Genomic DNA, 23,676 nt, shown 5'->3' with positions numbered 1-23,676 from the left:
GTTAAAATTAAAATCTATGCATATTATAAAGTCAGACGTTTGCAGGTATTGTAATTGCTAAAGGTCTGCTTAATGTTTGAATAAAGTTTTTCCACTATAAAAAGTAAACTATATGGAACAAGATTACCAAACAAGACTTTTTGGATATAAAATTATCGGAAAGAAGCTATTTTTTTGGAGCCTTATTTTGTTTTTCGGAACTTTAATAAGCGTAAAAGCGCAGAACTGTACGATTAATGCGGGGGTGCTCAATGAAACTATTTGTGCCACTGATCCTATGATTTTGCAGGGAAATAATCCTTCTCCGATCATTGGAACAGTAAAATGGACACAAATAAGCGGACCCTCAGTCACGATAACATCTCCTACGTCATCTACGACAACTGTAACCGGATATGCAGGTGGTAACACCTATGTTTTTCGTTATTCGGCAACTTGTGGTGATGGTGTTACAGCTTTTCAGGATAAAACAGTTGTTGTAATGCCAATTACAATAGCTAATGCAGGGGTGGATATTGCTTCGTGTCCTAATTCTTCGGGCAGTCTTGTTATTTCGGGAAATACACCTCAAAATCCTGGAGAAACAGGACATTGGGAGGTAACAGGATCCAATAATGCCGGAGTTATCATGAATTTTCCAACTTCAGCGACTACCACTATAACACTGCCACCAAACAGCTGTGGTACAACCACAATGACTTGGATCATTACAGGCCCCGAATATGCTCCCGGACGTTTTTGCAGTACTTCTTCATCTATTACGATTACTAATTATGGTGGTGTTACACCTATTACGGCAGGATCTGATATTACATTGAGTAATTGTTATACAACTACACAAAGTGTTAACTTAAATGCTTCTTTTGGAGGTTGCGGACTGAATGGTCAAATGGGAACCTGGTCATTTGTAAGTGGGCCCAATGTTCCTGTTTTTTCTAATCCAAATTCTAATACCAATACGGTTTCTAATTTACAGGAAGGAACCTATGTTTTAAGATGGACCGTTACCGGACCTTGTGCATCGGGTAGTGATGAAGTAACAATTACTGTTCCGCCTGCTACTCAGGATGTAACGGTACTTCCGGGTGGTACAGAAAATATTTATTTTTGTGATAATACTATTACTCAGGTAACCCTTTCTGCGCCAGCACCATTGTTTGCAGGGGAAACAGTTTTATGGACACAAATCGGAGGAGCAACATTGCCTCCGGGATCTATACAATCGCCTTCAAGTCCAACCACTTTGGTCACTAATATTTCTGATGCGGGAGATCCGTACAGATTTCGTTATACTTTAACAAATTCTAATACCGGTTGTATTTTTACAAAAGATTATATAGTAGAGTATAAAGGGGCGACCAGAAGTATTTCGGTAAATGGAGGTAATGATCTCTATGGAGATTGTGAACAAACGCAATTTACCATACCAATCACCGTTACGGGCACAGGATATAACCGATATCGAATTTTGGATGGTCCGGTTGGATCTCCGCTTGGCCCTTTCCCGACGGCTCCGGTTCAGATTGGAGATACCAGTGTGACTTTGCCAAATTTAACAATACCGGGAACTTATTCCTTACAATTTGCCAGAACAGAAGATGGGAATTTACCGGTAGGTTGTGATTACGGTTTTGATAGTATCGCTGTTATTGTATCGGCTCAGGCTACCCCATCTAATGCAGGATCAGATGTTAGTTTAAATTGTGGTGAAACAATAGCACCTTTGGAAGGAGTTGGTATTACCGCACAAGGAACTAGCTATTGGACACAATTAAGCGGTCCAAATGATGCTACTATAGTCAATCCGATGGCACAGAATACCACAGCTACCGGTTTAGTGCCGGGAACTTATGAGTTTCAGTATATCACAAAAGGAGGAGGAACTAAATGTCCTTTGTCTACCGATAATGTTACGGTTTATGTTTCAAATGCCATATTAACAACCGTTGATGCCGGACCGGATCAGGGAGCTTGTTTAAACTCACAAATTGCACTGAATGGAAGCATTCCTGCAGCAGGAGAATATGGACAGTGGTCTCAGGTTTCCGGCCCCGATGTTATTGTTTTCTCAGATATAAATAATCCTAATGCTGTGGCAACCGGATTTTTAACAGCCGGTGCGACAAATGTCTTGCGATGGACGATAGGTTTTTTACATCCGGGAACAACTGGTTGTAGTGCACCCGTTTCAAATGATATGTCGGTCGTAACTTCTGCCGATATGGCACCGACCGTGGCTATGGCCGGCACCGATACTTGTTATCCGGATGGTACAACAACCATAAACTTAAATGCCAATACTCCCGCTATTAATGAGGAAGGTACATGGACGGTCATTCCAAGTGCAGGTGTAGTTTTTGCCAATATTAATGATCCTCAGACCGCAGTTACAATACCGGCCGATGGTACTTATAAATTTACCTGGACCATTACTCTAGATTCTAGTTTATGTGGTAATTCTTCGGATTCAGTAGAAATAACGGTAGCAGAAAATCCGGCAACAGCAGGAGCCGGACCCGACCAAAGTGTTTGTGGAACAACAATAACGATGAATGCAACATTGTCCAGCGGAGCTATTGGAGTATGGTCAAGAGTTAGCGGACTTGGGGATTATACTATTAGTGATGTAACAGATCCTCAGGCTGTATTTACATTTGAGAGGAGTGGAGCCTATGTTTTTCGTTGGACCGTGACGGCAGGAAGTTGTTCTACCGCATTTGATGATGTTAAAATTTTGCTTGGTGTGCCACCACATACTGCAAATGCAGGCCCGGATCAGGAGATTTGCAACGGAACTTCTGTTACGATGGCAGGAAGTTCCTACGATGAATTTTTTGAAGGGGGTGAATGGTCACTTTTAGCAGGAGCACCTAATATCCCTTGGATTGTAGATCCTATGGACCCTAATACAGTTATTAATAATCTTGTAGAAGGAAGATATATTTTTAGATGGAAAGTAACAAGTACCGAAAACTTTTTATGCACGGGATCGTTTGATGATGTGGTTATTGAAGTTTCGGCCCCGGCTTCTGCGGGGTCAGATGCAACCTATTGTGATGTGGCAAGTGTACAATTAATCGGTACCGAAAATTCTACCGGTACATGGACCCTGACAAGCGGTAATCCGGTAGGTGTTACCATTACACAATCGCCATCAAACAGTTATGTAGCAAATGCAACGGTGGTTCCGGGAAATACGTATGTGTTTACTTATACCACCAGTGTCTATAATTTTACATCAGGAAACACCTGTCCGGGAACCTCAGATAGTGTAACTGTTACGGTAAATAGCGGAGCGAGTGTTCAGCCTGATGCAGGACCTGATCAAAGTATCTGTATCACCGATGTGGGAGGTACAATAACTTTAGCAGGAAATGCAAAACCTATTGATGTAACTACCGCAGAATGGGAGTGGGTATTACAACCCGGAGGAAGTGTTGCCAATATAACCGATATTAATAATCCGACTACACAGGTTACCGGTCTGACAGTGCCGGGCTTGTATATTTTGAAATGGACATTTAAAAATTCCAACGGAGGCCCGGGTGGAGGAGGAAGTTGTAGAGACTTATCCGATATTGTCCGTATCAATGTATTTCAGGCTCCAAGTCAGGCAAATGCAGGGCCGGACGATACCGTTGCCTGTCAGCGAACCTATAAAACCAATGCTGTTGCACCTACAGCAGGAATTGGGAAATGGTCTTTTGCAGCTCCGGCAGATGATCCGTCAGGAGGGCAGGTGATTATTGATAGTCCAAATAATCCACAAACAACTTTATCAAATATTACGGCTTTAGGAACTTATACTTTGACCTGGACGGTAACAAACGGGCCATTTACAAATCCATCATTATGTCAGCCTTCTGTAGATCAGGTTTCAGTTACGTTTAATGATGTGCCTCCAACTACTGCTGATGCAGGACCCGATCAGGAATTATGTGCCGTGACACAGACCAATCTGGCAGCAGTTCCGGTAACGCAAGGTATTGGTACATGGACTCAAACTTTGGGGAATCCTGCTAATATTGCATCACCGAATAATCCTACAACGCTTGTTTTTGGTTTAAGCGTCGGTACTTATGAGTTTACCTGGACAGCAACGACGGCAAATAATGATGGCTGCTCTTCTTCAGATACAATGCGTATTGAAATTTACGAACAACCCATTAATGCCAATGCAGGTCCCGATCAGACTTTGCCTCAATTTACTCCGGTTATGCTGGGAGCAACTCCGCCTACAGTCGGACAAGGAAAATGGGTTAAGATTTCAGGGACTTCATCAGTTGTTTTTGGGAATGTAAATTCGCCAACTACAACAGTTACAGGGCTAGATGTAGGAACAACAGTTTTTGAGTGGCGTGTTACAAACGGACCTTGCGCGGTTGCTGCCGATCAGGTGAGTATTACCATAATTGCGAGAACCGATTTGGAATTGACAAAATCAGTTACACCAATCAACGTAAATGTTGGTGCCGTGGTGACATTTACCATAGATGTATTCAATAATCCTGCCGTAGGAGGAACAGTTAGTGCTACAGGCGTGGGAGTAAAAGACCTTTTACCTAACGGATATACAATAGTTCCAGGTTCTGTTAGCAATGGAGGAGTTTATAATATAGGAGATTCTTCTATAAGTTGGTCTAATTTGAATGTTGCACTGGGAACAACATTAAGCCTGACTTTTAAAGCTACAGTAAATGCGTCAGGTACTTATTTAAACTCAGCAGAGGTTGTTGCTTGCAATCAATTTGATATTGACAGTACACCTAATAACAATATTCCAACCGAAGATGATCAGGATGATGCGACCGTTTCAATACAATCAGCCGACTTGTCTTTGCAAAAATCAGTATTGCCAACTGTTGTAAGTATTGGTGATAATGTTGTTTTCACCGTGATGGTAACCAATTCAGGGCCAAACAATGCAACTAATGTATCGGTAAGAGATCAATTGCCGGTAGGGTACACTTATGTAAGTGATACCGGTGCGGGAGCTTACGACGCCGGTACAGGGATCTGGACAGTTGGAACTTTAAACAATGGAAATTTCGCAACATTAACAATTACAGCAACCGTAAATGTATCAAGTGCTGTAAATGGATATCAAAATATAGCGCAAGTTATTACCTCTGATCAAAATGATCCCGACAGTACGCCGAATAACAATGTCGCTACAGAAGACGATCAGGATGATGCTGTTGTTACCTTGCAAAATGCTGATTTAGAATTAGCCAAAACGGTTACTCCAATTAGTTCAACAGCGGGAGGAGTGGTGACATTTACACTGGCTCTTACTAATAATGGACCCGGAAATGCTACGGGAGTTGCCATTAAAGATGTTCTTCCAAATGGATATACACTGGTTCCGGGATCCGTATCAAATGGAGGTGTTTATGATGCTGCCAGTAGTACTTTGTTGTGGCAAAACCTAAGTTTAGCAAATGGAGGATTATTGAATCTTACTTTTGATGCAACGGTGAATGCAACAGGAACTTATATTAATACGGCTGAAGTTACAAAGAGTGATCTTCCGGATCCTGACAGTACACCAAATAATAATGTTCCAACCGAAGACGATCAGGATGACGCTACCGTTACGCTTTTGCCAAATGTGGTAGATTTGTCGTTGACGAAAACGGTTGTAAATAATACTTTAACACCATTGGTAGGTTCTCAGATTTCTTTTGAAATTAGAGTAAGAAATAGTAGTTTAAATACGGCAACTGGTGTTCAGGTAAAAGATTTGCTTCCATCAGGATACAGTTATGTTTTATTTAGTTCAACTTCCGGTACTTATAATGAGACTTCCGGTATTTGGGATGTTGGTGTAGTGAATGCCGGAACTACAGAAGTCTTACTTTTAACAGTAAATGTAAATCCTACAGGTGATTACCTCAACATTGCAGAAGTGACAAGTTGTGATCAGCCTGATATTGATAGTACGCCTAATAATGGAGTCACAACAGAGGACGATTACGACACTGCAATTGTGACACCAATTCCAATTGCTGCCGATTTATCCTTAACTAAAACAATTGTTGGAGGAAATACAACGCCACTAGTGGGTTCACAAATATCTTTTGAAGTAATTGTGACCAATAGCGGCCCCCAGGATGCGACGGGTGTTCAGGTTACCGATTCACTTCCTACTGGTTATACCTTTACTCTTGCAGCTCCTTCAGCAGGAACATACGATGCGGGTACAGGAATCTGGAATGTTGGAGGACTACCAAACGGACAATCACAAACATTAGTGATAACCGCTACCGTAAACGCCACGGGTGATTATACCAATATTGCCGAAGTTACTGCGAGCAGTTTACCGGATCCCGATAGTACCCCAAATAACGGAGTAACGACTGAAGATGATTACGCAACAGTTACAACCACTCCTACAGCACAGTCTGCGGATTTATCGTTGACTAAAACAATTGTGGGCGGAAATACAACACCACTAATTGGTTCAGAAGTTTCTTTTGATATAATTGTGACCAATAGTGGTCCTCAGGATGCGACGGGTGTTCAGGTTACGGATCAACTTCCATCAGGATTTACGTATACACGTTCGAGTATTTCTACCGGAACATATGATGCTACGACGGGAATCTGGAATGTTGGAGGATTAATTAACGGAAAATCAGAGACTTTAACGATAAGCGGAATCGTAAATGCTACAGGTGATTACACCAATATTGCCGAAGTTACTGCCAGTGATTTACCGGATCCTGACAGTACCCCAAATAATGGAGTAACAACCGAAGATGATTATGGAAGCGTCACTGTAACGCCAACCAATTTAGCTGCCGATTTATCGTTGACTAAAACAATTGTGGGCGGAAATACAACGCCACTAATTGGTTCAGAAGTTTCTTTCGATATAATCGTAACCAATAGTGGTCCTCAGGATGCAACGGGCGTTCAGGTTATGGATCAACTTCCATCAGGATTTACGTATACACGTTCGAGTATTTCTACCGGAACGTATGATACTACGACTGGAATCTGGAATGTTGGAGGATTAATTAACGGCAAATCAGAGACTTTAACGATAAGCGGAATCGTAAATGTTACGGGCGATTACACCAATATTGCCGAAGTTACTGCCAGTGATTTACCGGATCCTGACAGTACACCAAATAATGGAGTAACAACCGAAGACGATTATGGAAGCGTAATTGTAACGCCAACAAATTTAGCTGCCGATTTATCGTTGACTAAAACAATTGTGGGCGGAAATACAACGCCACTAATTGGTTCAGAAGTTTCTTTCGATATAATCGTAACCAATAGTGGTCCTCAGGATGCGACGGGCGTTCAGGTTAGGGATCAACTTCCGTCAGGATTTACGTATACACGTTCGAGTATTTCTACCGGAACGTATGATGCTACGACGGGAATCTGGAATGTTGGAGGATTAATCAATGGCAAATCAGAGACTTTAACGATAAGCGGAACTGTAAATGCTACAGGCGATTACACCAATATTGCCGAAGTTACTGCGAGTGATTTACCGGATCCTGACAGTACCCCAAATAATGGAGTAACAACCGAAGATGATTATGGAAGCGTAATTGTAACGCCAACAAATTTAGCTGCCGATTTATCGTTGACTAAAACAATTGTGGGAGGAAATACAACGCCATTAGTGGGGTCACAAATTTCGTTTGAAGTAATTGTGACCAATAGCGGCCCTCAGGATGCAACGGGTGTTCAGGTTTCCGATTCACTTCCTACTGGTTATACCTTTACTCTTGCAGCTCCTTCAGCAGGAACATACGATGCAGGTACAGGAATCTGGAATGTTGGAGGACTACCAAACGGACAATCACAAACATTAGTGATAACCGCTACCGTAAACGCCACGGGTGACTACACCAATATTGCAGAAGTTACCGCCAGTAACTTACCGGATCCTGACAGTACCCCAAATAATGGAGTAACGACTGAAGACGATTACGCAACTGTTACAACTACACCGATAGCACCATCTGCTGATTTATCTTTAATTAAAACGGTTAATATTACAACACCATTAGTAGGGTCTCAGGTTATTTTTGAAATAGTGTTGATTAATAATGGTCCACAAGATGTGAATGGCGTTATTGTAAATGACCAGCTTCCATCGGGATACACTTTTGTATCGTCTTCTGAAACTTCAGGATTCTATGACCCGACCTCGGGGCTTTGGATAATTCAAAATCTTAACGCCTTAGGTTTTGAGACACTTAAAATTACTGCAACAGTAAACAGTACAGGAGATTATACCAATGTTTCTGAAATAATAGCAAGTGCGCTCCCTGATCCGGATTCAACACCAAACAATGGAGTCACGACCGAAGATGATTACGCGACAGCTACAACTACTCCGACAACATTGTCTGCCGATTTATCTTTAACCAAAACAATTGTTGGAGGAAATACAACACCATTAGTTGGTTCGCAAATTTCGTTTGAAATAATTGTGACCAATAGTGGCCCTCAGGACGCAACCGGAGTTCAGGTTACCGATTTGCTTCCAACAGGCTATACTTTTACTATTGCTACTCCTTCAGCAGGTACCTATAATGCAGGTACAGGAATTTGGAATGTTGGAGGACTACCAAATGGACAATCACAAACGTTGGTTGTAACAGCAACTGTAAACGCAACTGGCAATTACACCAACATTGCCGAAGTTACCGCCAGTAGCTTACCGGATCCTGACAGTACACCAAATAATGGTGACATAACCGAAGACGATTACGGAAGCGTAACTGTAACACCAACTAATTTAGCTGCCGATTTATCGTTAACCAAAACAATTGTAGGTGGAAATACCACACCACTGGTAGGTTCAGAAGTTTCTTTTGATATAATTGTGACCAATAGTGGCCCTCAGGATGCAACAGGTGTTCAGGTTACCGATCTGCTTCCATCAGGATTTACGTATACGCGTTCGAGTATTTCTACCGGAACTTATGATGCCATCACCGGAATCTGGAATGTCGGAGGATTAATCAACGGCAAATCAGAGACCTTAACCATAAGCGGAACAGTAAATGCAACAGGCAATTACACCAATATTGCCGAAGTTACCGCCAGTAGCTTACCGGATCCGGATAGTACACCAAATAATGGTGACATAACCGAAGACGATTACGGAAGCGTAATTGTTACGCCAACCAATTTAGCTGCCGATTTATCGTTGACCAAAACAATTGTAGGTGGAAATACAACACCACTGGTTGGTTCAGAAGTTTCTTTTGATATAATTGTGACCAATAGTGGCCCTCAGGATGCAACGGGTGTTCAGGTTACGGATCTGCTTCCATCAGGATTTACGTATACACGTTCGAGTATTTCTACCGGAACTTATGATGCGATAACAGGAATCTGGAATGTCGGAGGATTAATCAACGGAAAATCAGAGACCTTAACCATCAGCGGAACAGTAAATGCAACTGGCAATTACACCAACATTGCCGAAGTTACCGCCAGTAGCTTACCGGATCCTGACAGTACACCAAATAATGGTGACATAACCGAAGACGATTACGGAAGCGTAACTGTAACACCAACTAATTTAGCTGCCGATTTATCGTTAACCAAAACAATTGTAGGTGGAAATACCACACCACTGGTAGGTTCAGAAGTTTCTTTTGATATAATTGTGACCAATAGTGGCCCTCAGGATGCAACAGGTGTTCAGGTTACCGATCTGCTTCCATCAGGATTTACGTATACGCGTTCGAGTATTTCTACCGGAACTTATGATGCCATCACCGGAATCTGGAATGTCGGAGGATTAATCAACGGCAAATCAGAGACCTTAACCATAAGCGGAACAGTAAATGCAACTGGCAATTATACCAATATTGCCGAAGTTACCGCCAGTAGCTTACCGGATCCGGACAGTACACCAAATAATGGCGTAACGACCGAAGACGATTACGGAAGCGTAACTGTAACGCCAACTAATTTAGCTGCCGATTTATCTTTAACCAAAACAATTGTTGGAGGAAATACAACACCATTAGTTGGTTCGCAAATTTCGTTTGAAATAATTGTGACCAATAGTGGCCCTCAGGACGCAACCGGAGTTCAGGTTACCGATTTGCTTCCAACAGGCTATACTTTTACTATTGCTACTCCTTCAGCAGGTACCTATAATGCAGGTACAGGAATTTGGAATGTTGGAGGACTACCAAATGGACAATCACAAACGTTGGTTGTAACAGCTACTGTAAACGCAACTGGCGATTATACCAATATTGCTGAAGTTACCGCCAGCAGCTTACCGGATCCAGATAGTACACCAAATAATGGCGTAACGACCGAAGACGATTACGGAAGCGTAATTGTAACACCAACAAATTTAGCTGCCGATTTATCGTTAACCAAAACAATTGTAGGTGGAAATACAACACCACTGGTAGGCTCAGAAGTTTCTTTTGATATAATTGTGACCAATAGTGGTCCTCAGGATGCAACAGGTGTTCAGGTTACCGATCTGCTTCCATCAGGATTTACGTATATACGTTCAAGTATTTCTACCGGAACTTACGATGCGATAACAGGAATTTGGAATGTCGGAGGATTAATCAACGGCAAATCAGAGACCTTAACCATAAGCGGAACAGTAAATGCAACAGGCAATTACACCAATATTGCCGAAGTTACCGCCAGTAGCTTACCGGATCCGGATAGTACACCAAATAATGGTGACATAACCGAAGACGATTACGGAAGCGTAATTGTTACGCCAACCAATTTAGCTGCCGACTTATCGTTGACTAAAACAATTGTGGGTGGTAATACGACACCACTAGTGGGCTCAGAAGTTTCTTTTGATATAATTGTGACCAATAGTGGCCCTCAGGATGCAACAGGCGTTCAGGTTACGGATCAACTTCCATCAGGATTTACGTATACACGTTCGAGTATTTCTACCGGAACGTATGATGCGATAACAGGAATCTGGAATGTTGGAGGATTAATCAACGGCAAATCAGAAACTTTAACGATAAGTGGAACAGTAAATGCAACAGGCAATTACACCAATATTGCAGAAGTTACCGCCAGCAGCTTACCGGATCCAGATAGTACACCAAATAATGGCGTAACGACCGAAGACGATTACGGAAGCGTAACTGTAATACCAACTAATTTAGCTGCCGATTTATCGTTGACTAAAACAATTGTGGGAGGTAATACGACACCACTAGTGGGCTCAGAAGTTTCTTTTGATATAATTGTAACTAATAGTGGCCCTCAGGATGCGACGGGTGTTCAGGTTACCGATCTGCTTCCATCAGGATTTACGTATACACGTTCAAGTATTTCTACCGGAACTTACGATGCAATAACAGGAATCTGGAATGTTGGAGGATTAATCAACGGAAAATCAGAGACCTTAACCATAAGCGGAACAGTAAATGCAACAGGCAATTACACCAATATTGCCGAAGTTACCGCCAGTAGTTTACCGGATCCGGATAGTACACCAAATAATGGAGTAACGACCGAAGACGATTACGGAAGCGTAACTGTAACACCAACAAATTTAGCTGCCGATTTATCTTTAACCAAAACCATTGTAGGTGGAAATACTACACCACTGGTAGGCTCAGAAGTTTCTTTTGATATAATTGTAACCAATAGTGGCCCTCAGGATGCGACAGGTGTTCAGGTTACGGATCTGCTTCCATCAGGATTTACGTATACGCGTTCGAGTATTTCTACCGGAACTTATGATGCGATAACAGGAATCTGGAATGTTGGAGGATTAGTGAACGGCAAATCCGAAACTTTAACGATAAGCGGAACAGTAAATGCAACAGGCAATTACACCAATATTGCCGAAGTTACCGCCAGTAGTTTGCCGGATCCGGACAGTACCCCAAATAATGGAGTAACGACCGAAGACGATTACGGAAGCGTAATTGTCACACCAACTAGTTTGTCCGCTGATTTAGCATTGACCAAAACAATAGTGGGAGGTAATACTAGTCCGTCATATTTTACGTCGGTAACGTTTCAGATTACAGTAAACAATAAAGGGCCGCAAGATGCCGGAAAAGTACAAGTTATAGATAAGTTGCCAAGTGGTTATACTTATGTTGTATTTAGTTCTACTTCCGGTGTTTATAACGAAGTAACCGGAATCTGGGATGTTGGAGCGATTGCCAGTGGAGCTTCGGAAACTTTGTTGATCACTGCAATCGTAAATACTACAGGAGATTACCGCAATACGGCTGAGGTATTTTCTTCAGATTTACCGGATCCAAATAGTACACCAAACAATGGTGTTGTAACAGAAGACGATATAAGTTCTGTAATTCTGACACCAGTTAATACTATTGCCGATTTGTCAATTGAAAAACTGGTAGTCGATGACATGTTAACTCCTTTGGTAGGATCACAGATTACATTCCAAATTACATTGATGAATTCAGGGCCAAACATTGCTACGGGTGTTGAAGTAAAAGACCTTCTTCCTCCCGGTTATACCTTTGTTTTCTACAATGCGAGTTCGGGTTCTTACAATAGACTAACAGGTATTTGGAACCCAGGAATTGTACTTCCAAACAGTAGTCAAACCTTGTTAATAAATGTATTGGTTAATGCTCCAACTGGTGCAGCTAATGAATACTTAAACATTACAGAAGTAACGGCAGCAGATGATTTTGATCCAGACAGTACACCAAATAATGGTATCACCACAGAAGATGATTACGATAGTATTTCGGTAACGCCAATTATTGTTATGGCAGATTTGTCTGTTGAAAAAACAATTATTGGAAATCAAAAACCAAATGTGGGTGATATTGTTACTTTTCAAGTTAGGGTTAGAAATGACGGACCAGGAAATGCAACAGGTGTTGAGGTCAAAGATTTGCTTCCTTCAGGATTTGCTTATATGATGCATAGTGCTACCAGCGGAACGTACACTTTTGCAGATGGCAGATGGAATATTGGGCTAATTCTCAATAATACCGAACAGATCCTGTTGATTAACGCTACCGTAAAACCGGCAACAGGAGCCGCAAACGAATATTTAAACGTCGCCGAAGTGACGGCAAGCGGATTACCTGATCCTGACAGTACACCAAACAATGGCATCACCACAGAAGACGATTATGATAGTATTCTGGTAGATGTACAAATGGCAAACCTGAGTCTGGAAAAATCGGTTAGTAATGTAAAAGCCAATGTCGGTGAGGTTGTTACTTTTACCATTCAGGTTAATAATGCAGGTCCCGTAGTGGCGACCGGTGTTGCCATAGAGGATTTACTGCCAATTGGATATACGAATATAACTAATATAACCGGTGGAGGTATTTACAGTGGTTTTAGAATCACTTGGTCTAATTTGCAGATTCCGCTTAGTGGAACAACCTTAACGTTTCAGGCAACGGTTGAAACACCAAATGGTTTAAAAGATTCGGATTATGTCAATACGGCACAGGTTACAGCCAGTGATCAATTTGACCCAAACAGTACTCCTGATAATGACGATGGCGATCAAAGTGAAGACGATGAAGACAATGCCGCTATCGAAACACCAAAAACGGATATCGCGATTATAAAAACTGTGGATGCGATCGATCCTTCAATTGACGCGTTGATCAACTTTACCATTACAGCTGATAATATCGGAAGTTTAAAAGCCACAAATGTAGAAGTACAGGATATTTTACCTACCGGTTACCAATTTGTATCGGCAGCGACAAGTTCAGGGACTTTTGATTCAAAAACAGGAATATGGAAAATACCTGCTGTTGACGTTAATTCGGTTCAGACTTTAACCTTAAAAGTAAAAGTACTTGATGTTAAGGACTATACAAACACTGCAAAATTGATTGCTTTAGATCAGATCGATACTAATGCTTCCAATAATCAAAGCAGTGCTACAATAGAACCTGTTTGCTTAAAAGTCCACAATGAGTTCTCTCCTAATGATGATGGTGTTAACGATGTATTCTATATAGATTGTATTGCCAACTATCCTAAAAATGTACTCGAAATTTATAACCGATGGGGGAATCTGATTTATACACAGCAGGGTTATAAAAACACCTGGGACGGAACGGCTGACGGATCTTCAAAATTATTACCGGTCGGAACCTATTTCTATATTCTGGATCTGGGAGACGGAACGCCTAAAACATCAGGCTGGTTGTATTTAAAACGATAAGTAGAAAGTAAACGGAATAGTAAATTGCTAATAACATTGAACAATGGTCAGAAGATATAACCAAATTATCGCTATACTAATGCTGCTTATCGCAAACTTTATGTATGGGCAGCAAGATCCGCAATACACACAATATATGTACAATACATTGAGTGTCAATTCTGCTTATGCAGGATCTGCGGGGCATTTGACAATTACAGGAATATACAGAACACAATGGGTTGGATTGGAAGGCGCCCCAAACACGCAATCTTTCACATTGGATTCCCCTGTTGGAAAAAATGTCGGACTGGGATTGTCAATCGTAAATGATGAAATTGGCCCGTCGGAAGAACAATATGTAGATTTGAATTTCTCTTATTCCATAAAAGCTTCAGATACGTACAAACTTTCTTTTGGAGTAAAAGGAGGAGGAAGAGTACTGAATATTGACTGGTCAAAAGGAAGTTTTAAAGATAATGATGTCCAATTTCAACAAAACATTCAGAATAAGTTTTTGCCCGTTGTTGGAGCCGGGATTTATCTGCATAGCGAAAAAAGCTATTTGGGTTTATCAGTCCCTAATTTTTTAACAGATGAGCGTTATGATGATGTTCAGGAAGGTTTAGCGGATGAACGGATGCATTTGTTTTTAATAGGAGGATGGGTTTTTGATCTTAGTCCAAGTGTCAAGTTTAAACCGGCTTTTCTAACGAAGTATGTTTCCGGCGCACCGGTCATTGTAGATTTATCAGCCAATTTTATGTTTAATGATAAATTTAGACTAGGTGCTTCTTACCGCACCGGAGATTCGTTTAGTGCGTTGGCAGGTTTCCAGATAACACCTCAGCTATTAGTTGGTTATACCTATGATTATACGACAACCGAACTTCAGAAATTTTCATCGGGAAGTCATGAGATAATGTTGCGCTTTGAGTTAAAATCAAAAGAGAAAGGACTAAAATCGCCTAGATTTTTTTAAACTAAAGAGTTATGAAAAAAATAATTACGCTAATCGGATTATTTATAGTAATGGCCGGCTTTTCGCAGACCAAAAACAAAACTGCTGATGCTCTTTTTGATAAAATGTGGTATCTCGAGGCAGCTAAGGCTTATGAGTATGCCATACAAAAAGGAGATCGTTCTATGGAAACCTTACAGAGAGCCGGAGATTCGTATTATTTTAATACAGATATGAAGCAGGCAAATGAAAAATACCAACTGCTGATTGCAGAATATCCAAATGAAGTTTCAGCTGAGTATATTTTTCGTTATGCCCAAACTTTAGAAGGAATTCAAAACTACGATTTAGCCAAAAAGTGGTTGAAAAATTTTAGCAAAAAAGCAGAGGTTACAGATGCCAGAAAGCAAAATTTTTCACTGAAAGAAAACACAATCGAAAAAATTATGAGCATCGAACCTCAGTTTACACTTCAAAATTTATCGATTAATTCTTCGTACTCAGATTTTGGCCCTATGTTTTATAAAGGTCAGCTTATTTATGCTACTTCTATAGATTCTTCTTACGCTGCCACAAGAAGATATGCCTGGAACGATCAGCCGTTTTTGAGTCTTCAATTGGGAAAAATTAGTCCTTCACAATCTGATGTGACCCGTATCAGAAGATTTTCAAATGCACTTCATAGCCAGTATCATGAAGCCTGTGTTTCTTTCTCGCCAGATGAAAATACCATTTATTTCACCCGAAATAATTACAACGGAAAACTGAGAAGAGATGGAAAAGGAACCAATAATCTAAAATTGTATTCGGCTACTGCCATAACAAAAGACGATAAAACGAGTTGGGAAAACATACGGGAAGTTCCTTTCAACAGTGACGAATATTCAGTTGGACAACCGAGTGTAAGCAAAGATGGAAAAAAACTCTACTTTATTTCAGATATGCCCGGTTCCATTGGTTCTACAGATATTTTTGTGGTCGATATTTTAGGAGATAATAAATTTTCACAGCCCAAAAATGTAGGGGATAAAATCAATACAATGGGAAGAGAAATGTTTCCGTTTATTACAGATAAAACTTTGTATTTTGCCAGTGACGGACATTTAGGTTTAGGCGGACTTGATGTTTTTGAAAGCCCTGTAAAAGACGGACTTTTTGAAAGCCCCGTTAATCTTGGAGCCCCATTAAACAGCAATTTAGATGATTTTGCTTATATCGTTAACGAAGAAACAAATTTAGGCTTTGTGTCTTCCAACAGAAAATCCGGAAAAGGCGATGACGATATCTATTCTTTCGAAAGAATACCTGTTTGCAAACAACAGATTAAAGGTTTTGTTTTTAATGAAATTACAGGCGGAAAAATAGTCAACGCAAAGGTGACTTTGTACGCAGCTGATGGTGCAAAACTGGAGGAAGCAACATCAAATGAATTAGGGGAGTATCGATTTAATACTCCTGTTGCTTGTAGCACCAGCTACAAAGTGGAAGCATTTAAACAAGGATTTACTCCGCTTGTACTTCCGGTTCTAACACAAGGTACTTCAGGAGAAACAGTAGTAGACTTAGGTATAAAATCACCACTGATTGTAAAAGAAGATGGTATTTTAAAAATAAAAATCGGCATTATTTTCTTTGATTTAGACAAATCCAATATTAGAAATGACGCTGCTATTGAGTTAAATAAAGTGGTTTTATTGATGAATGAATATCCGGATATGGTAATCAAAATAGAATCCCACACCGATTCGAGAGCCAGAGATAATTACAATCTTGTGCTTTCAGATAAAAGAGCAAAATCGTCAAGAGACTATATAATCTCGCAAGGAATAGTCGCAGAACGAATACAAAGTGCTATTGGTTATGGCGAAACAAAACTAATCAATAACTGTAAAAATGGCGTTCCTTGTACCGAAGAACAACATCAACTCAACAGACGATCTGAGTTTATTATTATTAAAATGTAGGGAGGAGAAAGCGATTAATTAAAAAATTAAACCCGACAGGTTTTAAAACCTGTCGGGTTTAGTTTCAAAGGAAGATTTGAAAAGAATATATTTTATGGCTCAGCAAATTTTGGAATGAATCAGGTGGATATAATAACAATACACAGATAAAAAATACCTGTGTATTGTTGTAAAAATAATTCGGAAACAGACGCTTTTAAATTATTATTTAATGCTAACCACTTTTTGTGGAATTTCTCTCACCTCAACACTTCCGCCAAATTCAAGAATAGGACAGGCCTTTGATAATTCGATAGCAGTTTCCATATTCTCAGAACGAATGAATAAATTGCTGACTACTTTGAGGCCCTCAGAGATAATATATCCTTTTACAATTTTCTTGTCGGGACCGGAAACAATATAGCCCTCTCCCGGGAAGGGAAAACTTATAATGTAGATGTTGTTTTCTTTCCACTGATTAAGCAATGCGTCCCATTTTGGACCCACTGTTTTTGCTTGTTCAGTAGTATACGTAACAGGAACACGAATCAATAAGCTATACTCTTTCATTTTGTTGTTGTTAGATTGTGGGACATTAATTTTTGACTGGGCATAAGTTTGACTTGATGCAAATACAGTAAAAGCGATAAATACTAGTAAACGTGATTTCATTTGTTGTTTATTTTAGATACAAATGTCCGCTTATCAGTAACTTAATCCTTGTAAAAAATCATTGATTTACCAATACAATTCTGATTTAAAGAAGTCAGTTGGTGTTTGCCCTGTAAAAAGTTTAAAGTCTTTGTTGAAATGTGCCTGATCGTAAAATCCATTTTCAAATGCCATATCAAGGAAAGAGGCAGACTCAGTATTTTTGGAAATAATAGCGTTCATTTTTACAATCGAAGAGAATTGTTTTGGACTAGCACCTACTGCTTTTCTAAACCGTTTTTCAAAAGCATCCTGACTAATAAATAGCGATTCTGCAAGTTTGTTTATTCTCATGGTTCCATTGTTTGTATGAATGGTAGTGATGGCATTTTGTACCAGAAAATCAGGTTTAATGTTCTGGAGTTTTAAAGAGAAGTACTGTTCAATAACAGCGATTTTAGTGGTATTATTTTTAGCCAGAGCTAAACGTTCTTCCACAATTGAAATTTCCAATGGAGCGAAAAAATGGTCTAATGAAACGCTTTCCTCAAATAATTCATGCAGAGGTTGTTTAAAAAACGCAGAAGCTCCCGTTTCCTGAAAGAGGACAATCAAGGAAGCTGTTTTTGGTGCGTAGTTAATGTTTCGTACCGTTTTTCGAAGACCCGAGAAAAGAGTAGGAGATAAGGCTATTTTATCCATTTCGTTGTTGTAGAAAGTTTGCCCCGACAAACGAAATGCAATTGCAAATGAGGTATTGGGTATAACACGATTAACCAATTCGTCATTACTTTCTATAATCTTGTAAGATTTAATGAAAGGTCTTAATAATTCGGATGGTAGATATTCCTCAATTTTCATTTTAGATTATTTTCAAACGGTTGCAATTTTTAGAGTTTCTCTTGCGAATATTGAAAGTACTTTTTATCCGGCTTTTAAGAGGGGTTTCTGCTAAACGAATATAAGAAATAAAACGATAAGTGAAACAGGTGTAAAAGATGTAATGAATTGGTTTTTAGTGTGATTTTTGGCTACTGGTAGTAGGGTCTTTATATGCTGATTTACCTCCTCTATTGCTAATCAACAACTGTAAAAATGGTGTTCCTTGTACCGAAGAACAACATCAACTTAACAGGTGATCTGAGTTTATTATTATTAAGATGTAGGGAAGGAGAAAGCGATTAATTTCTAAAATGAAAAAGTCCCACCGAAGCAGGACTAAAGATTTTCATCTACGGCATATAGCCTTATTGTGATAAGATTAAAGATTAGAAATTTTAATCAGTTGTAAAGATATATCAAAAATAACTGCAATGCAATGAGGAAAGCCATAAAACAGGGATTTAATTTTTGCCTATATTTAACGATTGTAAAGAAAAATCAGATTATTATGGCAAAAATATTAGGTTTGGATCTGGGAACAAATTCGATTGGATGGGCGCTTATAGATGACAGATTAAATAAGATTTTAGGAATTGGAAGCAGAATTTTTCCTATGGGTGTTGAAAATTTAGGAGATGGTGATAATGAAATTTCTAAAAATGCAAGCAGGACCGGAGCGAGAGGGATAAGGAGACAATTTTTTAGAAGAAGACTAAGGAAGAAGATTTTATTAAAAGCACTTTCCGAGAATAAGATGTGCCCGCTGAATATAGATGATTTTGAAAGATGGAAGAAAACGAAAAACTTTCCTTCAGAAGTATTAGCAGAATGGTTTGCTTTAAATCCGTATGAATTACGAAATAAAGCATTGAATGAAAAATTATCATTGGAAGAAATAGGAAGATTATTTTATCATTTAATTCAACGCAGGGGTTTTTTAAGTAACAGTAGGAAAGCGGGGAGTACCGACGGAGCCATTTTTAGCGGAAATGCCAAAGAAGGGAAAATAGGAATTACCGAAACACAGCATAAAATAGAAAACAAGACATTAGGTTCTTATTTATATGAAATTTATCCCAAACAAAATCAACCTTTTCAGGAGGGATTGGAAAGGATAAGAAATCGATATACAACCCGCAAAATGTATGTGGATGAATTTGAAATGATTTGGGAAAAACAAATGCAATTTCACTCCGGTTTAAATGAAGATCTGAAACAGGTTTTTGGTGGGAGGAAATTAGATGGCTACAAAGAAGATGGTATTTTGTTTTATCAACGCCCTTTGAAGTCTCAGAAACATCTTGTGGGAAATTGTTCTTTTGAACCATCAAAAACTAAGTGCCCTGTAAGTGCAATTCCGTTTGAATTGTTCAGAGTTTGGCAATGGGTAAATACGATTGAATATAACGGAAGTAAAATTTCACAAGGAGAAAAGCAAAAGATAGTTGATTTTTTATGTGCCAATGAAAAACCGGATTTCAAAAAAATAAGGAAAGTTATTGGGAAAGAAAGTGCAGCATTTAAATTTAATTATAAAGATGATGATAAAATTGTAGGTGCCTATACCATTTCTAATTTGTCCAATAAAAAATATTTCGGTGCCAAATGGTTTTCCTTTTCAGAGAAAGAACAGGAAGACATTTGGCATGTTTTGTATTTTTTTGACAGTAAATCGAATTTAAAGGAGTATGCCATTAAAAACTGGAATTTTACAGCGGAACAAGCAGAATCTATTTCTAAGTTTAATGTAAAGGAAGGGTATGCAAGTTTAAGCAGAAAAGCGATAAGTATGATCCTTCCATTTCTTCAAATGGGATTTACTTATGATGTTGCTGTAGTTTTTGGAGGTATTAGAAATGCTTTTGGTTCTGATTGGGAGAAATTGTCTGATGCGAAAAGGAACTTTTTACTGGATAATATCGAAGGAATTGTTCGTTCAGGAGCAAAAGGTGGATTTATCGAAATTATCAAGGATATTCTAAGAAATGATTATACTCTTTCAGATAACCGGATGAGAAAATTGTATCATCATTCGGCAGCGATTGGCGTTAAAGAGCTCTTGACAAAATTACCGGTTGGTAAAGAAGCAGACAGGCAAATTCAAACCATAAAAAATCCTATTGTAATAACAGCTTTATTTGAATTAAGGAAATTAGTTAATGAGCTTATTGAAGAGCATGGTAACCTTGATGAGATAAAAGTTGAAATGGCTCGTGATTTAAAACTATCTAAATCGCAAAGAAATAAAATTCGCAGAGATCAAAAACGTCTGGAGAGGGAGAATGATCGCGTGAAGAACAGATTAACAGAAGAAGGAATCAGAATTACTCATGATACTCTTTTGCTTTATAAATTGTGGGAAGAATGTAGAAAAACATGTCCATATACCGGAAAGCCGATTTCCCTATCGCAGTTGTATTCAGGAGAAGTTCAAATAGAACATATTCATCCCTGGAGTCGCTCTTTAAATGATAGTTTTGCCAATAAAACCCTTTGTTATGCCAATGAGAACAGAAGAAAAGGAGACAAAACACCATATGAATTTTATGGTATTGATGAAACTCATTGGTCAGGTATTAAAGAAAGAGCTTTGAAATTGTTTTCAGATACCAAAGAATATCCAAATGCTTATCAAAAATTCAAAAGATTTGTACAACAAAAATTTGATGATGATTTTTCAACACGTCAGTTAAATGATACGCGATATATAAGTAAGGAAGCTAAAGATTATCTAGCATTAGTTTGCAGAAAAGTTAACGTATCACCGGGCCAGATGACCTCTAATTTGCGTCAGAAGTGGGGTTTGAATCACCTATTAAATACGGAGAATAATGCAAAATCACGTGAGGATCATCGTCACCATGCTATTGACGCATTGGTTATGGCTTGTGGGAAAACGAGTTATTTGCAAGAATTGTCAAAATGGAACAGATACGATCGGAAACCCGAATTAAAAAGATTTCCATTGCCTTGGGAAGGATTTAATTTTGATGCAGAAAAAGCTGTTGAAAAAATATTAATTTCTCATAAAAAAGTTTCCAATGATATTACGATCCGGACACATAAAACGGAGAAAAATGGAGTTGTTTATCAAAATGTTGGTGTAGCTGCGCGAGGGCAATTGCACAAAGAAACCGTTTTTGGTAAAAGAAATTTTAATGGAGAAGAAGCTTTTCATGTTCGAAAACCTATAGAGAGTTTAACTACTTTAAAACAAATTGAAAAAGTCGTGGATGCCAGTACAAGAAATCTAATTTTAAAAAGGATTCAGGAATTAGGAGGTTTTGTAAAAGATAAAGTCCCTGCTAATGCTTTTTTTATTGTTAATGAAAATGGAGTAAGGCAACCTCAGATCTATTTACCAAACAAAAATGGCGCACCGGTTCCCATTTTAAAAGTAAGAATGAAAGAAAATATCAGTGGAGCAGAAAAGTTAAAAGACAATATAAATCAGTGGGTAAATCCAAGAAACAACCATCATGTATTGATCTACAAAGATCAAAAAGGAAATCTGAAAGAAGAGGTTGTTACTTTTTGGACTGTGGTTGAAAGAAAGAGAACAGGAGAACCGGTTTATAAAGTGCCAATAGAAGGAAAGGAAATAGTAACTGCTTTGCACATTAACGATATGTTTCTATTAGGACTAAATGAAGAGGAGATCAATTGGGAAAATCCAAATTATGAAGTTTTGAAGGAACATTTGTATAGAGTTCAAAAATTATCTTCAGGTGATTATTTTTACAGAAAACATTTGTCTTCTACCGTGACAGATGATAATTATAAGCAAATTAGGGGGTTTGGTAGCGGAAAAACGGGTTGGTTTAATTTTTCTCCGGTAAAAGTGAGAATTTCAGTTTTGGGGAAAATTCAAAAAGCAGTGAATATTTAATTTCTTGACCATGAATAGTACATTGTTGAAATAGTTATGAATCGTATTAGAACAAAAAAAGAAAAAGCCAAGCGTTTTTCTTGCACCTTTTTAGGAAGTATATTAAAGTTGTAATTTAAATCCAGATTAGAAAACACGATATCTTATTTGAAATCTAAATAAGGTTTTAATCGTTGTAGTTTGATTAAAGATTAGAAAACACGATATTTAAATTGAGTAAATCCGTTTCGATACGATTGCTATAGTTTGATTAAAGAAGAGAGAACACAATATTAAAACCGATTTTATGACGCATTTAAAGATGATTATAGTTTGATTAAAGATTAGAAAACATGATATTTCTGTATAAAAAATGGAATTCAAGTAATGTGTTGTAGTTTGATTAAAGATTAGAAAACACGATATTCGTGGCAGAAAATAGCGCAAACCAAAAGTGTTGTAGTTTGATTAAAGATTAGAAAACACGATATTGAATGGTTCAGGATTATTTTTAATTCTTTAGTTGTAGTTTGATTAAAGATTAGAAAACACGATATTTTATCACAATACACTGGGTTTGACTGTGGTGTTGTAGTTTGATTAAAGATTAGAAAACACGATATTTTTTGCTGAGCAGGACGCTCTATTTAACCAGTTGTAGTTTGATTAAAGATTAGAAAAAACGATATTTCACAAATGCCAACAATAACAGAGACACAGTTGTAGTTTGATTAAAGATTAGAAAAAACGATATTATATTTACCCGACGACCGATTAAATATTCCGTTGTAGTTTGATTAAAGATTAGAAAAAACGATATTTTTTTTATCCTGAAGGATGCGCCAATTATTGTTGTAGTTTGATTAAAGATTAGAAAAAACGATATTAGCACAAGGAACTGGCGTAAGCGGAGGATGTTGTAGTTTGATTAAAGATTAGAAAAAACGATATTCAATTCCAAGAAGAGGAGACATATTCACACGTTGTAGTTTGATTAAAGATTAGAAAAAACGATATTAAGAAAAGTCGAACTGCTTATGTAACTGCGTTGTAGTTTGATTAAAGATTAGAAAAAACGATATTTGGATATTGTGAAAGCATCAGTCTACTTTTGTTGTAGTTTGATTAAAGATTAGAAAAAACGATATTAAACAAAAGCAGTATGAGCAACGCGCAAGTGTTGTAGTTTGATTAAAGATTAGAAAAAACGATATTT

Annotated in this window: 6 protein-coding genes and 1 CRISPR repeat array (1 of these 7 cut by a window edge); of the genes, 4 read left to right on the top strand and 2 right to left on the bottom strand. The window is 38.5% G+C overall.

What is annotated here, in order from left to right; genetic code table 11:
- Window positions 1-112: 112 nt before the first annotated feature.
- Genes G3A47_RS10065 through G3A47_RS10055 form a run of 3 tightly spaced genes read left to right on the top strand, consistent with a single transcriptional unit; the run spans window position 113 to window position 17,080 of the window.
- Entirely contained in the window at window positions 113-14,176 is a 14,064-nt protein-coding gene (locus G3A47_RS10065) for a PKD domain-containing protein (RefSeq protein WP_166922032.1), read from the top strand.
- A gap of 43 nt (window positions 14,177-14,219) precedes the next feature.
- Complete coding sequence (locus tag G3A47_RS10060; RefSeq protein WP_166922031.1) at window positions 14,220-15,137, top strand: PorP/SprF family type IX secretion system membrane protein; 918 nt, start codon at window positions 14,220-14,222, stop codon at window positions 15,135-15,137.
- Between the two features lie 11 nt (window positions 15,138-15,148).
- Window positions 15,149-17,080, top strand: coding sequence for an OmpA family protein (locus G3A47_RS10055; protein ID WP_166922030.1), 1,932 nt, complete (start codon window positions 15,149-15,151; stop codon window positions 17,078-17,080).
- A 204-nt stretch (window positions 17,081-17,284) separates the two neighbouring features.
- Here the strand turns inward: G3A47_RS10055 and G3A47_RS10050 are convergent, their stop codons facing one another.
- A complete protein-coding gene (locus G3A47_RS10050; RefSeq protein WP_166922029.1) occupies window positions 17,285-17,731 on the bottom strand; it encodes a YciI family protein in 447 nt (148 codons plus the stop codon).
- Window positions 17,732-17,797: 66 nt separating this feature from the next.
- Window positions 17,798-18,571: a helix-turn-helix domain-containing protein gene (locus G3A47_RS10045; RefSeq protein ID WP_166922028.1), complete on the bottom strand. Its 774-nt coding sequence runs from the start codon at window positions 18,569-18,571 to the stop codon at window positions 17,798-17,800.
- A 529-nt stretch (window positions 18,572-19,100) separates the two neighbouring features.
- On the opposite strand from G3A47_RS10045, the gene cas9 reads away from it, so the two are divergent.
- Window positions 19,101-22,481: a type II CRISPR RNA-guided endonuclease Cas9 gene (gene cas9 / locus G3A47_RS10040; RefSeq protein WP_166922027.1), complete on the top strand. Its 3,381-nt coding sequence runs from the start codon at window positions 19,101-19,103 to the stop codon at window positions 22,479-22,481.
- Window positions 22,482-22,588: 107 nt separating this feature from the next.
- Window positions 22,589-23,676: direct repeats of the CRISPR family, unit length 36 nt; unit sequence GTTGTAGTTTGATTAAAGATTAGAAAAAACGATATT; it runs 329 nt beyond the window's last position.

The sequence above is a fragment of the Flavobacterium poyangense genome, from assembly GCF_011751075.1.
Lineage (GTDB): Bacteria > Bacteroidota > Bacteroidia > Flavobacteriales > Flavobacteriaceae > Flavobacterium > Flavobacterium poyangense.
The sequence above is the reverse complement of the archived record's forward strand: the minus strand, read 5'-3'. Positions and strand labels throughout refer to the sequence as shown.

Excerpts from the sequence above, each read along its gene's own strand:
- G3A47_RS10065 (WP_166922032.1), top strand. The coding sequence starts at position 113 with ATGGAACAAGATTACCAAACAAGACTTTTTGGATATAAAATTATCGGA.
- G3A47_RS10060 (WP_166922031.1), top strand. The coding sequence starts at position 14,220 with ATGGTCAGAAGATATAACCAAATTATCGCTATACTAATGCTGCTTATC.
- G3A47_RS10055 (WP_166922030.1), top strand. The coding sequence starts at position 15,149 with ATGAAAAAAATAATTACGCTAATCGGATTATTTATAGTAATGGCCGGC.
- G3A47_RS10050 (WP_166922029.1), bottom strand. The coding sequence starts at position 17,731 with ATGAAATCACGTTTACTAGTATTTATCGCTTTTACTGTATTTGCATCA.
- G3A47_RS10045 (WP_166922028.1), bottom strand. The coding sequence starts at position 18,571 with ATGAAAATTGAGGAATATCTACCATCCGAATTATTAAGACCTTTCATT.
- cas9 (WP_166922027.1), top strand. The coding sequence starts at position 19,101 with ATGGCAAAAATATTAGGTTTGGATCTGGGAACAAATTCGATTGGATGG.